Below are 14,520 nucleotides of genomic sequence, written 5' to 3' on the forward strand. Positions count from 1 at the left end.
TTGTTCGCCCCCGCTCCCGAGGTCAGCGCCACGTAGAGCAGCACGGCACCGCCCCCACCCTCGGCGGTGCCGTGCTGCTCTACGTGGCGCTGACCTCGGGAGCGGGGGCGAACAAGGTGCTCTACAAGCTGCTCAGTCAGGAGCCGCTCGACGACGAGGCGATCGCCTTCTTCCGTGACCGCGTCGAGCGTGCCGCGGTCGGGATGGCCGGCAACACCTTCCCGGGGAGGGAGACGCTGCCCGAGCGCGACCCGCACGCAGCGTGGGAGTACCGCATCCACCTCGTGAAGGCGGTGAGCGCGTGATCAGTGCGCTGGCGATCGCGGCCGCCCTGCACCTGCCACCGCCGACCCCCCAGCAGCAGGCCGTCATCGAGGCACCGCTCGCGCCCAGCATCGTCATCGCCGGCGCGGGCAGCGGCAAGACCGAGACGATGGCCAACCGGGTGGTCTGGCTGCTGGCGAACCGGCACGTGAGCGTCTCCGAAGTGCTCGGTCTCACCTTCACCCGCAAGGCAGCGGGCGAACTCGCCCAGCGCATCCGCTCGCGCATCGACCAGCTCGCGGCGGCCGAACTGACGCCGGTCGTGTTCGACCCGTTCGAGTCGCCCACTGTCGCCACCTACAATTCGTTCGCGAACAGCATCTTCCGCGACAACGCCCTGCTGGTGGGCAGGGAGGGCGACTCGAGCATCCTGAGCGAGGCGTCGGCGTGGCAGATCGCGAGGCGGCTCGTCACGAACAGCACAGACGAGCGGCTGGTCGGCCTCGACAAATCCATCGACACGATCACCGAGGCCGTTCTCTCGCTGAGCCGTGCACTCAGTGAGAACGTCGCAACCTCGGCCGACGTCATCCGCATGGCCGGGGAGTTCGCCGAGCTGGCCGACCTGCCGACGGGGTCGACGCGTGTCGCCACCCTGAACGCAGAGCTGCGATCGTCGCTGGCGGCCGTGACCGCGCTGCCGGTGCTCGTCGACCTCGCCGACCGGTTCCAGAACGAGAAGATCCGCCGCGGCTTCGTCGAGTACTCCGACCAGGTCGCCCTCGCCCTCTCGATCGCCGAGCGCGTCCCTCGCGTCACCGAGGAGTACCGCGAGCGGTTCCGCGTCGTTCTGCTCGACGAGTACCAGGACACGAGCGTGGGCCAGACCCGCCTGCTCTCCACGCTGTTCGCCGGCCAGCCGGTGATGGCCGTCGGCGACCCGCACCAGTCGATCTACGGGTGGCGCGGGGCGAGCGCTGCGAACCTCGGAACGTTCGCCCACGACTTCACCGGCGACCCGCAGGGAGCCCTCACCTTTCCGCTGTCGACGAGCTGGCGGAACCCCCAGCGCGTGCTCGACGCCGCGAACACCCTGGTCGCGCCGTTGACCCGGGCCCAGTCGGTGCCCGTCTCGACGCTCGAACCGCGGCCCGCCGCACCCCAGGGCACGCTCGATGCCTTATATGGGGAGACCATCGCCGACGAGGCGGCCGCTGTCGCAGAGTGGCTCGCGACCGAGCTCGATGTGCCGGGCGCGAAGGGCGGGGTGCGGTCTGCTGCGCTGCTCTGCCGCTCGATCAAGAAGATCGACGCCTTCACCAGCGCCCTCGAGGCGCGCGGCGTTCCCTTTCACGTGCTCGGCCTCGGGGGCCTGCTCGAAGAGCCGGCCGTCGCCGACCTGGTCTCCGCGCTGCGGGTGATCTACTACCCCACGGCCGAGTCCGAGCTCGTGCGCCTGCTCACCGGCGCACGCTGGCACGTCGGCCTCCGCGACATCGCCGAACTCTCGCGGGTGGCGACCTGGCTGGTCGAGCGCGACCACCACTTCGCGAAGCTCGATGCCGAGCTCGCCAGGCGCATCCGCGATTCCGTCGTCTCCGACGAGGGCCGTTCGCTCGTCGACGCGCTCGACTTCGTGGCCGCTGCGCCGGCCGGTCACCGGATGCTCGAACAGTTCAGTGCCGAAGGCCTCGACCGTCTGCGTGCCGCCGGCCGACAACTCGCCTTCCTCCGCACTCGCACCGGACTCGACCTGCTCGACCTCGTCAACCTCGTCACCCAGGAGTTGCTGCTCGACGTCGAAGTGGCCGCCAACGAGGCCTCCTACCTCGGCCGCGCGAGCCTCGACGCGTTCTCCGAACAGATCGCCGGGTTCGTGGCCGCCGACCGCACGGCCGGGCTCGGCCCCTTCCTCTCCTGGCTGAAGGAGGCGGAGAAGCGCGACCGGCTGAGCCCCCGCTCCGAGGAGCCCGAGCCCGGCACCGTGCAGATTCTCACGATCCACGGCTCGAAGGGGCTGGAGTGGGACATCGTGGCGGTACCCCGCATGGTCGAAGACGAGCTTCCCGGCAAGCCGCAGAGCAAGCAGGGCTGGTTGGCCTTCGGCGAGCTGCCCTTCGAATTCCGGGGCGACGCGGGCCAGCTCCCGCCGCTCGCCTGGCGGAGTGTGTCGACCCAGGCCGAGTTCCAGGCCGCCAAGAGCGCCTACACCGACGAGATCGTGGCGCGCTACGCCGACGAGCAGCGCCGCCTCGTCTACGTCGCCGTCACCCGTGCCCGCGAGGCGCTGCTGCTCACCGGGTCGTTCTGGTCGACCCAGCAGAAGCCGCGTTCGCCGGGCCTCTTCCTGACCGAGCTCGCCGCCGGTGGCCTGGTGGCTCCAGATGCCGTGCCCGACGCTCCCGAGAGCGAAGAGAACCCCCTGCCCGAGTCGTCACTGCTCGTTCCGTGGCCGCTCGCGCCGCTCGGCAGCCGTGCGACCCGGGTGCGGAGAGCAGCCGAGGCCGTGCAGAAGGCCGACCCCGGCCAGTCGACACCGTGGTCGCGCGACATCGAGCTGCTTCTCGCCGAGCGCGCATCGGCTCTGGCGGGCGAGGAGCTGATCATCCCGACCCGTGTCGCCGCCTCCCGCTTCAAGGACTACGTGACCGATCCCGGCGCCGTGCTGCGGCAGCTCGGCCGACCGATGCCCGAGCGGCCGTATCGCCAGACCCGGCTGGGAACCCGCTTCCACTCCTGGGTCGAGAACCGTTTCGGGCTCGTCGGCGGCTCGGAGCAGCTCGACGCCGGTGCGGGCGAGCTCGACCTCGACCCGCGACTCGAGGCCGGGGCCGTCGACGAGGCCGAAGAGGTAGAGCTCGCCCGGCTCCAGGCCACCTTCGAGGCCTCGCCGTGGGCGGGGTCGAAGCCGGAGGAGGTCGAGATAGAGATCCACCTCGTGCTCGGCGCGAACATCGTCGTCTGCAAGATCGATGCCGTGTTCCGGGTCGACGGGCGCTACCAGATCGTCGACTGGAAGACCGGCCGGGCGCCGGCCGACGCCGACGATCTCGAGGTGAAGCAGTTGCAGCTCGCGCTCTACCGACTCGCCTACGCGCGCTTTCGCGGTATCGATCCCGACGAGATCGACGCCGTCTTCTACTTCGTGGGGGTCGACCAGACCATCACGCCCGACAGGGTCTACTCCGAAGACGAGCTGCTGGCGCTCTGGGAACGGGTCGGCAGCGGCCAGCCGGCCTAGTCGTCGTCGCTGATGCGGGCGGCGTTCGCGTGGTCGCGGGCTGCCACAGGCTCGCGCCGCGGCGTCTGGTTGAGCATCGCCTCGACCTCGTCGACCGCGAGCACCCGCCCGGTGTCGCTCGAGAGCGGGTTCACCAGGTCGGCCTGCGCGGTGGAGGCCAGCCCGTTCAGCATCGTCACCGCATCGTCGACGATCGACGGGTCGCGGAGGTCGGAGCCGTGCACCAGCCACTTCGCGATCTCGAGCTCTGCGTAGAGCCGCGCGCGCTTTCGCAGCTGGCGGTCGACCGGGCCGGCGCGGCCCACGTTGTACCCCGAGAAGACGCTGGTCGCCGACTCCTCGTGCGAGACCGAGCTGAGCCAGAAGAGATCGCTCGCCGGGTCGCCCACCTTGAGGTTCGACCAGTCGAGGATGCCCGTCACGCGCTCACCGGCGACCAGGAACGACTCCGGCCCCAGGGCACCGTGGATGACGGCGGGCTGGAACTGCCAGAGGGCGCTGTCGTCGAGTGCGACCGACCAGCGGGTGAGCAACTCGACAGGCACCCTGCCCGTCGCCGCGGCCCTGTTCTTCAGGCTGGTCGCCGCGCGGGCCGACTCGCTCGCGCTGAGTACGGGCAGCCCGGCGTCGGTGATGACCGAGGTCGGCAGGGAGTGGATGGCAGCGATCGCCTGCCCGAAACCCTCGGCCAGGCCGACGCTCTCATCGAGACTGTCGAGGCTCGCGGGGGAGCCGGGGATGAAGTCGTAGACCACACCGCGCGTCTGCCCGACGGGCGCCTGGCCCACGAACTCCGGCGCGCGGAAGGGCAGCCGCTTCCGGGAACCGGCGGTCAGCGCGCGCAGCGCGACGAGGTCGCCGGACTGCTCCGTCTCCGCCTCCTGCGAGGTCGGCACGCGGATGATCAGCTGGTCGCCGCCCCTCGTCTGGAGCAGTGCGGAGTCGAACCGGCCGGTCAGGCCGGTCGACATCGGGGTCGCCGAAACGACGTCGAGCTCAGCGACGGCAGCGGTGGCGAGCGCGGCTAGAGTGAGAGAGGATCTGGCCATACCTTCAGGGTAGGGCGGCTTCTTCGCTCGCAGGCTTTCGCCACGCATGATTGGTCAACCCGTGCCAAACACTTTTCTTTCCTCCCTCCCTCTCTCGCGCTTCGAGATCGATCGCGACCACCTCACCCGGGACATCCCCGACCTGTTCGACGTGCTCGCAGCCGACGAGTCGACGCGGGTGCTGCCGATCTTCAACCAGCAGGCGCTGCTCGACCCCGAGCATTCCCGGCTCGTCTTTCTCGGCGCCTCCGTACTGGGCGACGCCGAGCAGCTCGTGTATCTCGGCCGGTCCCTCGCAGAGACCTCCCTCGAGCCCGTCGGCACCCGTCTCGTCGCGGCAGAACTCTCGGAGGAGGCCGCGAAGGCCCTTGAACCCGACGAGAGCCGCTGGGTCAACCTGCGGCTGGTGGCCGCCGACCTCGACGACCGCGATGCCGGCGCCTTCACCGAGGCCCTCGGCATTCTGAACTGGCACCACTCGCACACGCACTGCCCGCGGTGTGGAGCCCAGACCGTTCCCGAGAAGGGCGGCTGGGTACGCCGGTGCCCCGTTCAGCAGATCGAGATCTTCCCGCGCACCGACCCGGCCGTGATCGTGGGGATCGTCGACGCCGACGACCGCATCCTGCTCGGGTCGAACGCGCTCTGGGCGAACAACAGGTACTCGCTGCTCGCGGGCTTCGTCGAGCCGGGGGAATCGCTCGAAGCGGCGACGGTGCGCGAGGTGTTCGAGGAGTCGGGCGTGCGCATCCTCGAACCCGAGTACCTCGGGTCTCAGCCCTGGCCGTTCCCCGCCTCCCTCATGTGCGGCTTTCTGGCGCGGGTCGATCCGGTCACGGCTGCCGACCCCCTGCTGCCCGACGGTGAGGAGATCCTCGACGTGCGCTGGTTCAGCCGCGCCGACCTCGAAGACCCCGCCCAGACCGTGCTGCTGCCCGGTTCGTCATCGATCGCCCGCGCCATCATCGAGCACTGGTACGGCGGGCCGCTGCCCCGGCCGACCTGGTGACCGCGCCCGGCGACGAGCGCTCCCTGCCTGCAACGGGAGCGGATGCCCTGCTCTCCGGTCTCGATGACGAACAGCGCGTCGTGGCCAAGACGCTGCTCGGCCCGGTGGTCGTGCTGGCGGGTGCCGGCACCGGGAAGACCCGTGCCATCACGCACCGGATCGCGTACGGCGTGGCCACCGGTGTCTTCCCCCCGGGCAAGGTGATGGCGCTGACCTTCACCACGCGCTCCGCTGCGGAGCTGCGCTCCCGGCTCCGACCGCTCGGCGCCGGAGGGGTTTCTGCCCGCACCTTCCACTCTGCGGCGCTCGCCCAGCTGAACTTCTTCTGGCCGCAGGTCGTCGGGGGTGACGTGCCGCGTCTGCTCGAGGGCAAGGCCCGGCTGCTCGGCCAGGTCGCCGAGACCCTGAAGCTGAAGGTCGACACGGCGACCCTCCGCGATCTCGCCGCGGAGATCGAATGGCGCAAGATCTCGAACCTCTCCCTCGAGCGGTATGAGCTCGCGGCGCGCAGCAGCCGGGCGATGCCCGGTTCGCTGAGCGTGGAACAGGTGCTCGACCTGCAGCGCGGCTACGAGCGCATCAAAGACGAGCGGCGCCAGCTCGATTTCGAAGACGTGCTGCTGGCGACGGCGGGGATGATCGAGTCCGAACCCTCCGTCGCGATGCAGGTGCGGGAGCAGTACCGCTTCTTCGTCGTCGACGAGTACCAGGATGTCTCGCCGCTGCAGCACCACCTGCTCTCGCTGTGGCTCGGCGACCGCAGGGACCTCTGCGTCGTCGGCGATGCGAGCCAGACCATCTACTCCTTCGCCGGGGCGCAGTCGGCCCTGCTGCTCTCGTTCGCCTCGGCCTATGACAACTCCACGGTCGTTCGGCTGGAGCAGAACTACCGCTCGACCCCCGCCGTCGTCGACACCGCCAACCGCCTGATGCGGGGGCGCACCGGCGCGCTCACGCTCCGCGCGGCGGGCGGCCAGCTCGACAGGGGGGCCGAACCGACTGTGACCGGATACGCCTCGGAGTCGGCAGAGGCGCGCGGCGTCGCGGCCGCGGTCGCGCGCTCGATCGCCGACGGCACCCGCCCCGAAGACATCGCCATTCTCTATCGCATCAACGCACAGGCGGCCGCGCTCGAAGGAGCGCTCGCCGAGGCGGGCGTGACGTACCAGATCCGCGGGGCGCAGCGCTTCTTCGACCTTCCCGAGGTGAAGCAGGCGATCATGTCGCTCCGCGCCGCCTCCGTCTCGATCAGCGGCGAGCCCCTCTTCAAGTCGGTGAGCGACGTGCTGCGATCGCTCGGCTGGTCGCAGAGCCCACCCGAGGCCCGCGGAGCCGTTCGCGACCGCTGGGAGGCGCTGAACGCCATCATGAGCCTCGCCGAGCAGCAGCCGCCGCGCACGAGCTTTCGCGCGTTCACCGACGAGTTGCTCGAACGCCAGGCCGGCCAGCACGAACCGACGATCTCGGCCGTCACTCTGGCCACCCTGCATTCGGCCAAGGGCCTCGAGTGGCCTACCGTGTTCGTGATCGGGTTGAGCGAGGGCCTGGTGCCGATCAGCTACGCGACCACGCTCGACCTGGTCGACGAAGAGCGTCGTCTGCTCTATGTCGGCATCACCCGGGCCCGCCGGCGCCTGATGCTGTCGTGGGCGGAGACCGGGGCGAGCCGTTCGCAGAGCCGGGCCCCGTCACGGTTTCTGGCAGAGCTCGGCACGCGCACTCCGGATGCCCGGGCTGCCGCCCCTCGCTGACCACCCCCGTCTCGGCGTCGACCCGCAGAACCCGGCCGATGCTCCGGCCGCCGCATGCCTCGGCCGCGACGAACTCGGCCGTGTCGAACTCGGCCGCGACGAACTCCGCCGAGACGAACTCGGCCACGACGAATTCGGCCAGCGCCGCGAGCACCCGGATCACCGTGAGCGGAACCTCGGTCGGCGCCGCACGGCCGATCAGCTGGCCCGCGATGGCCGGCCAGCTCGCATCGCGTTCGAGACGGTGCAGGTCGCGGCAGTGCAGGCACGGGCCGAGCCCCGGTACGACGAGCGGGCCGAGCGTGACCTCGGCATCGCTGAACACGATGTCGAGGTGCGGTACGTCGAGTCGCAGCCACGCCGCCGACCGCTGTGGAGGAGTGAACCACGACGACACCACGATCGCGAGCGTCGGCAGCGGGTCGACCGGCATTCCCGAGTCACCGGACCGCTCTGTCTCGCGGCTGTCGGCATCGTCGAACACCTCCGCCCCGAGGCTCTGCAGCGCGTCGCCCACTGCTGAACGGACCGGGGAGCTGCCGCCCAGCGCGATCCTGTGACCGGCGAGGGGTGCCCGCGAGAGCGCAGCCACCGGGGGCCGGCCGGCCCGCTCCAGCGCCGGCGCGACCCGTTCGAGCAGGCGCGCGGCAGACCTCGGTGCCCCGCGCGAGTTCGCCCCGATCATCCGCAGCCCTTCGAGGCTGACGCCGGTGGTGAGCGCGTGCAGCATGCGCTCCTCGGCCGGAGTGACGGCGTCGAAGCGCACGATCGGCGCGTCGACGCCGAGCTGCAGCGAGGTGGGGGAGCGCCAGACCAGTGGATGCCGCGGGTCGAGCCGGAGGGTGCCGATGTGTTCGTTCATGAGCACATCGTGCACCACCGGCGACGGAGCCGTCAGAAGTTATCCACAGGCCGAGACCCGGCGGATCAGACGGCGGGCGGCGCCTCTGGGTCGCGCCTGTCGGCCCCACTGTCTCCGGCAGCCCCACCGTCGCCGGCCGCGCCGGCCGCGCCAGCCGCGTCGCCCGCATCGCCGGCCCCGGCCGCCTCCTCCGCCCGGAAGAAGTCCTCCAGCGCCAGGTCCATCTCGTCGGGCTCCGGGGCGCCGGCGAGCAACCGCGCGACGAGCGCCTCGGGGTTGTCGATGTCATCGGTCGTCGGGGTCACATCGGGGTGCGACCACAGGGCGTCACGAGCCTCGGGGCCGACGGCATCCGTCACCGCCTGCCACATCGCGGCAGCCTCGCGCAGCCGGCGCGGCCGGAGCTCCAGCCCGACCAGCGTCGAGAACGCCGACTCTGCGGGGCCGCCCGTCGCCCGGCGACGCCGCACGGTCTCGGCGATGGCGTCGCGCTTGGGCAGGCGGGATGTCGCGGCCGCCGTGACCACGTCGACCCAGCCCTCGACCAGGGCCAGCGTCGTCTCGAGGCGGGCGAGCGCCTGCAGCTGCGACTCGGACTTCGGCGGGATCAGCGCGCCGCTCACCATCGCCTGCCGCAGCTCTTCGGGGTTGGAGGGGTCGAAGCTCGACGCGAGGTCTTCGAGTCGGCCGGTGTCGATCGAGATGCCGCGGGCGAACTCGGTGATCGACGAGATCATGTGCAGCCGCAGCCACTTCGCGTGCCGGAACAGCCGCGCATGCGCAATCTCCCGCACCGCGAGGTAGAGCTGCACCTGGTCGGCCGGGATGTCGAGGCCCTCGCCGAAGGCCTCGAGGTTCTGCGGGACGAGTGCCGCCTGCTGCTCCTCCATGAGCGGGATGCCGACATCGCCGCCCGAGACGACCTCGGTCGAGAGTTGGCCGACGACCTGGCCGAGCTGCATCGCGAACAGGGCTCCGCCGATGTTGCGCATCAGCTTGCTGGCACTGGCCATCATGCCCGAGAGCTCTTCGGGCGCCTGGTCTTTCAGCACGCTGGTGAGGGCGTCGGCGATGCTGAGCGCGACGGGTTCGGCGACCTGCGTCCACACCGGCATGGTGGCGGTCGCCCACTCCTTGCGGGTGAGCAGGCGGGGTGTCGCTGCGAGCTCGGTCACGTAGGTCACCTCGTCGAGCCAGAGTTCGGCGACGTGCAGGGCCTGCTCGAGCGCCGAGCGCTGGCCGGGGGAGGTCGGGGCGGCGTCTGCGACGGCGATCTGCTGGGCGGCATCGAGCGCCACCTTCCAGTCGACACCGTCTCCGCTGCTCTGCATGGCGTTCTGCAGCTGCTGCATCAGCGCCGCGACGGCGGCCGGGTCAGACGGCAGCCCTGCGGCACTCGCGAGCTTCGACGGGTCGAGTTCGGAGTTGCCCGACAGGAATTGGCGCAGCATCTCGGTGAACTCGTCTTCGGAGTTCTTGTCAGGCTCGTCAGTCACAGTCTTACCCTTCTTGGGCGTCAAGGCTGCTCTGTGCCGCCTATCAGCATCGGCTTCTACGCTAGCCGGTGGCCCGTTCGCCAAGCTGGGATTTCTCATAAGCTGGGTCGCCGGGCCGTGCGCCTGTGGCGAACACCCCTCGACCCTCCTTCGAAAGGCCTCCGTGAGCCAGCGTTCCCGTCGCCGTACGATCGGCTGGACGAGCCTTATCGCCGCCCTCGCACTGGCACTCGGCATGAGCTTCATCCCCTCCTCCTACGTCATCGAGCAGCCGGGGCCGGTCTTCAACACCCTCGGCACCAGCGACCACGACGGTTCGGCCGTGCCCCTCATCTCGATCAGCGGTGCCGAGACCTACCCCACCTCGGGTGCGCTCGACATGCTCACGGTCTCGGTGGTCGGCACCCCCGACTCCCGCCCGAGCTGGGCCGAGATCGTCGGTGCCTGGTTCGACAGCAGCCGCGCCGTCGTGCCGCTCGAGGCGATCTACCCGCCCTCGGTGACCGTCGACCAGCAGAACGAGCAGAACGCTGCGCAGATGGTCGACTCCCAGCAGGAGGCGATCGCTGCGGCACTCACCGACCTGAAGATCCCCTTCACCTCGTCGCAGAAGGTCGGCGTCGCCCAGCTGGCCACCGATTCCGCGGCGGCGGGCATCCTCGAAGCCGGCGACATCGTCGAATCGGTGAACGGTACCGCGGTGAGCACGGTCGACGAGCTGAAGGCCGCGATCACGGCGAACGGGGATGCCGCACCCGCCTCGCTCGTGATCAGCCGTTCGGGAACCGAACAGACGGTGCAGGTGACGCCGAAGAAAGCGGCAGACGGCGCCATCCTGCTCGGCATCGGCGCGGCCCCCAGCAACACCTACGAGTTCCCGTTCACGGTCGACATCCAGCTCGACAACGTCGGAGGGCCGAGCGCGGGCATGATGTTCGCGCTCGGAATCATCGACCAACTGACCCCCGGTGAGCTGAACGGCGGCGACAAGGTCGCCGGCACCGGTACCATCACGGCCGACGGCACCGTCGGCCCGATCGGCGGCATCCGCCAGAAGCTGTACGGCGCAGAACAGAGCGGGGCGACGGTGTTCCTCGCACCGGCGTCGAACTGCGACGAAGTGGTCGGCCACGTTCCCGACGGCCTGAAGGTGTTCGCCGTGCAGACACTCAGCGACTCGCTGGCCGTGCTCTCCGATCTCTCGTCGGGAGCGAGCACGGATTCGTTGCCGACCTGTGACACGGTTCAGGCCGCAAGCTGAACGCGACGGGCCGCTTCCCAGCAATGGTTGTCTAGGATTGGGCGAACACCCACAGCTAACACAAGAGGCTATCCGTGACTTCCTCCACAGCCCAGAAGCCCGCACGAAGGTCGCGCACCGTCATTGCGGTCGCCATCGCGGTCATCGCCGTTCTGGCCATTCTGTTCTTCGTCTTCACCAACCTCTACACCGAGGTTCTCTGGTTCGACCAGCTCGGCTTTCTGAGCGTGCTGACCACCCAGTGGATCGCGGGCGCGGTGATGTTCGCGATCGGCTTCCTCGCCATGGCGATCCCCGTGTTCGTGAGCATCGAGATCGCGTTCCGGTTCCGGCCGGTGTACGCCAAGCTCAACTCGCAGCTCGATCGGTACCAGCAGGTGGTCGAACCGCTCCGGCGCCTCGCGGCTATCGGCATCCCTGCCGTGCTCGGCCTGTTCGCCGGTGTCTCGGCGGCCACGCGCTGGCAGGTCACGCTGCAGTACCTGAACCGCACGTCGTTCGGCAAGACCGACCCGCAGTTCGGCCTCGACATCTCGTTCTACGTCTACGACCTGCCGTTCTGGCAGAGCGTCGTCGGTTTCGCGTCGGCCGTCGTTCTGATCGCCGGCATCTCGGCCATTGCGACGAGCTACCTCTACGGCGCCATCCGGTTCGGCCAGCGCGAGGTGCGCATCTCGAAGACCGCGCGCATCCAGGTCGCCATCACGGCCGGCGTCTACCTGCTGCTGCAGGGCGTGAGCATCTGGCTCGACCAGTTCGCGACCCTCTCGAACACCGGCGGCCTGCTGACGGGTGCGTCGTACTCCGACGTCAACGCGACCATCCCGGGCCTCCAGATCCTCGCGGGCATCGCGGTGATCGTGGCGGTGCTGTTCCTGCTCGCCGCCTTCATCGGCCGCTGGCGTCTGCCCGTCATCGGCACGGCGCTGCTGATCGTGAGCGGCCTCATCCTCGGGTCGCTCTACCCGTGGGTCGTCCAGCGCTTCCAGGTCGATCCCTCTGAGCGCAGCCTCGAGCAGCCCTACCTGCAGCGGAACATCGACCTGACCCGTGACGCCTACGATGTGAGTGACATCGACACGATCCCGTACGACGCGACCACCACGGCGGAGCCGGGGGCGCTCAGGGCGGATGCGGCCACGACCTCGAGCATCCGTATCCTCGACCCGGCGCTCGTCTCGAGCACGTTCGCCGCGCTGCAGCAGTTCCGGCAGTACTACCAGTTCCCGACCGACCTGAACGTCGACCGTTACACGATCGACGGCAAGACCCAGGACACGGTCTCGACGGTGCGCGACCTGAACCTCGACCAGCTGGGTACGTCGGCGAGCTGGTACAACCAGACCGTCGTCTACACCCACGGCTACGGGCTCGTCGCGGCCTACGGAAACCAGCGCTCCGTCGACGGCCAGCCCGTGTTCGCGGAGTCGGGCATCCCCAGCACCGGCGTTCTCGGCGACTACGAGCAGCGCATCTACTTCGGTGAGAACTCGCCCGACTACTCGATCGTCGGGGCGCCGGAAGGCTCGCCGAACATCGAACTCGACTACCCGTCGGGCACAGACGGAGCCTCGCAGACCTACACGACCTTCACCGGCAACGGCGGGCCGAAGCTCGACAATGTCTTCAACAAGCTCGCGTACGCGCTGAAGTTCCAGTCGGAGCAGATCTTCCTGTCGGAGGCGGTCAACAACGATTCGCAGATCCTCTACGACCGTGACCCTGCCGACCGGGTGTCGAAAGTGGCTCCCTACCTGACGATCGACTCCGACCCCTACGCGTCGGTCGTCGACGGCAAGGTGGTCTGGATCGTCGACGGCTACACGACGACATCGGAGTACCCGTACTCCCGCACCGAGGGGCTGAGCGCGGCGATCGCCGACACCTACACCCCGAAGCCGGGGTACGCGCCCGACAACAACATCAACTACATCCGCAACTCGGTGAAGGCCACGGTCGACGCCTATGACGGAAAAGTGACGCTCTACGCGTGGGACGACCAGGATCCGCTGCTGCAGACCTGGCAGAAGATCTTCCCGTCGACCGTCAAACCACTGAGCGACATGGGCGCGGCCCTGATGAGCCACGTGCGGTACCCGGCCGACCTCTTCAAGGTGCAGCGCGCCATCCTCGGCCAGTACCACGTCACCGACGCGGGTTCGTTCTACTCGCGGGAAGACGCGTGGACGACGCCGAACGACCCCACGTCGCCGGCCTCGAACCCGACCGTGCAGCCGCCGTACTACCTCACGCTGCAGGTACCGGGGCAGGATTCGCCGCAGTACTCGCTCTACTCGACCTTCATCCCGCTGACGGGTGAAGACACGTCGAAGAGCCTGAACGGCTACCTCGCCGTCGACTCCAACGCCGGCTCGGTGGCGGGGCAGAAGGCCGCCGACTTCGGCAAGATGCGATTGTTGACGCTGCCGAAAGACGCGACCGTGCCCGGCCCCGGCCAGGTGCAGAACAAGTTCAACTCCGATCCGACCGTGTCGCAGGCGCTGAACCTGCTCAAACAGGGGTCGACCGAGGTGCTGAGTGGCAACCTGCTGACGCTGCCGGTGGGTGGCGGGTTGCTCTACGTGCAGCCGGTCTACGTGCGGTCGCGCGGTGAGACCAGCTACCCGCTGCTGCAGAAGATCCTGGTCGGCTTCGGCGACAAGATCGCGTTCGAAGACACGCTCGACGCGGCGCTCGACGATCTGTTCGGTGGAGACTCGGGTGCGACGGCCGGTGATGGGGGCGTCACGACGCCCGCTACGGGCTCTGGATCGGGTACCGGCGCCACTCCCGGCACCGGCGACAACGCCGCGCTCACCAAGGCGCTGAGCGATGCGCAGGCGGCCCTGACGGCGCGGGATGCTGCCCTGCAGGCTGCGGACTGGACCGCCTACGGCGTGGCCGACCAACAGCTGAAAGACGCTGTCGACGCCGCCATCGCCGCCTCGGGCCAGCAGTAGCCACTGCCCCGCGGTGCCCCGCGGTCACGAGCTGCGAAACACTGTGGTAGTGTTACATCTTGTGCCGCGGGGTGGAGCAGTTCGGTAGCTCGCTGGGCTCATAACCCAGAGGTCGCAGGTTCAAATCCTGTCCCCGCAACAGAACGCGACACACGAAGGCCCGGTCTCCACGAGACCGGGCCTTCGTCGTTCCCGCCGCGACTCGCCGCGCTGGGCTTTGCGCCTTGCCGCGCTAGGCTTGTGGCTCGCCGAGGGGGTTCGGCGGGGGAGCGGGTTCGCAACGTGCATGTCCTGGCCGTGGGGGCGCATCCAGACGACATCGAGATCGGCGCCGGCGCTCTGGTCGCCCAGCTGGTGGGGAGCGGCCACAGCGTCTCCCTGCCGCCCGCCCGCTGGTGAATATCTCGGAGCCGTTGTCCCCTGTGGTCGGCACCGACGCGCACCGCGCTGCGTGGCGCACGGCGCGTAGCCCAGCCTGGGCGTCGCGTAGCCGAGGATGTGCCGCGCGATGAGGGCGCTGCGGCACCCTTCGCGGCCCCGATCCTCGGTTGCGCGCGGCCGCGGCGGCGCCGGCGGGCCTGGGTCAGGGGCGTGGCGAGCTAAGCGCGGGGCGGGCCGGTGTCGCGC

9 protein-coding genes and 1 tRNA gene are annotated in these 14,520 nt (G+C 69.5%); 8 read left to right on the forward strand and 2 right to left on the reverse strand.

Annotated features, from left to right (window positions below):
• Together C5B96_RS17290 and C5B96_RS03015 are read left to right on the forward strand one after the other, a co-directional pair.
• Positions 1-305: hypothetical protein (locus C5B96_RS17290; RefSeq protein ID WP_158507107.1), on the forward strand; the 305-nt coding region annotated here is incomplete at its 5' end.
• Positions 302-3,505 carry an ATP-dependent DNA helicase gene (locus C5B96_RS03015; RefSeq protein WP_104242838.1) on the forward strand — a complete coding sequence of 1,068 codons (3,204 nt, stop codon included), beginning with the start codon at positions 302-304 and terminating at the stop codon, positions 3,503-3,505. The genes C5B96_RS17290 and C5B96_RS03015, both read left to right, overlap by 4 nt.
• Here C5B96_RS03015 and C5B96_RS03020 read toward each other — a convergent pair.
• The gene (locus C5B96_RS03020; RefSeq protein WP_104242841.1) at positions 3,502-4,554 is read right to left on the reverse strand and encodes a phosphotransferase; all 1,053 of its coding nucleotides are present in this window, start codon (positions 4,552-4,554) and stop codon (positions 3,502-3,504) included. The two genes, C5B96_RS03015 and C5B96_RS03020, sit on opposite strands and share 4 nt — an antisense overlap.
• A gap of 61 nt (positions 4,555-4,615) precedes the next feature.
• Between C5B96_RS03020 and nudC the strand changes: the two genes are divergently transcribed.
• A complete protein-coding gene (nudC, locus tag C5B96_RS03025) occupies positions 4,616-5,563 on the forward strand; it encodes an NAD(+) diphosphatase (protein WP_233188960.1) in 948 nt (315 codons plus the stop codon).
• Complete coding sequence (locus tag C5B96_RS03030; protein WP_233188961.1) at positions 5,560-7,314, forward strand: ATP-dependent helicase; 1,755 nt, start codon at positions 5,560-5,562, stop codon at positions 7,312-7,314. The genes nudC and C5B96_RS03030 overlap by 4 nt, the downstream gene beginning before the upstream one ends.
• A gap of 927 nt (positions 7,315-8,241) precedes the next feature.
• Here the strand turns inward: C5B96_RS03030 and C5B96_RS03035 are convergent.
• Entirely contained in the window at positions 8,242-9,672 is a 1,431-nt protein-coding gene (locus C5B96_RS03035; protein WP_104242845.1) for a zinc-dependent metalloprotease, read from the reverse strand.
• Positions 9,673-9,835: 163 nt separating this feature from the next.
• On the opposite strand from C5B96_RS03035, the gene C5B96_RS03040 reads away from it, so the two are divergent.
• From C5B96_RS03040 to C5B96_RS17530, 4 genes are all read left to right on the forward strand, one after another.
• Complete coding sequence (locus tag C5B96_RS03040) at positions 9,836-10,933, forward strand: PDZ domain-containing protein (protein ID WP_233188962.1); 1,098 nt, start codon at positions 9,836-9,838, stop codon at positions 10,931-10,933.
• Positions 10,934-11,007: 74 nt separating this feature from the next.
• Positions 11,008-13,893, forward strand: a complete 2,886-nt coding sequence (locus tag C5B96_RS03045) for a UPF0182 family protein (protein WP_104242847.1) — start codon at positions 11,008-11,010, stop codon at positions 13,891-13,893.
• A 65-nt stretch (positions 13,894-13,958) separates the two neighbouring features.
• Positions 13,959-14,032, forward strand: a tRNA-Met gene (locus tag C5B96_RS03050).
• Between the two features lie 143 nt (positions 14,033-14,175).
• The gene (locus C5B96_RS17530; protein ID WP_199176532.1) at positions 14,176-14,292 is read left to right on the forward strand and encodes a PIG-L family deacetylase; all 117 of its coding nucleotides are present in this window, start codon (positions 14,176-14,178) and stop codon (positions 14,290-14,292) included.
• Positions 14,293-14,520: the final 228 nt, after the last annotated feature.

Source organism: Subtercola sp. Z020 (assembly GCF_002931235.1).
Lineage (GTDB): Bacteria > Actinomycetota > Actinomycetes > Actinomycetales > Microbacteriaceae > Subtercola.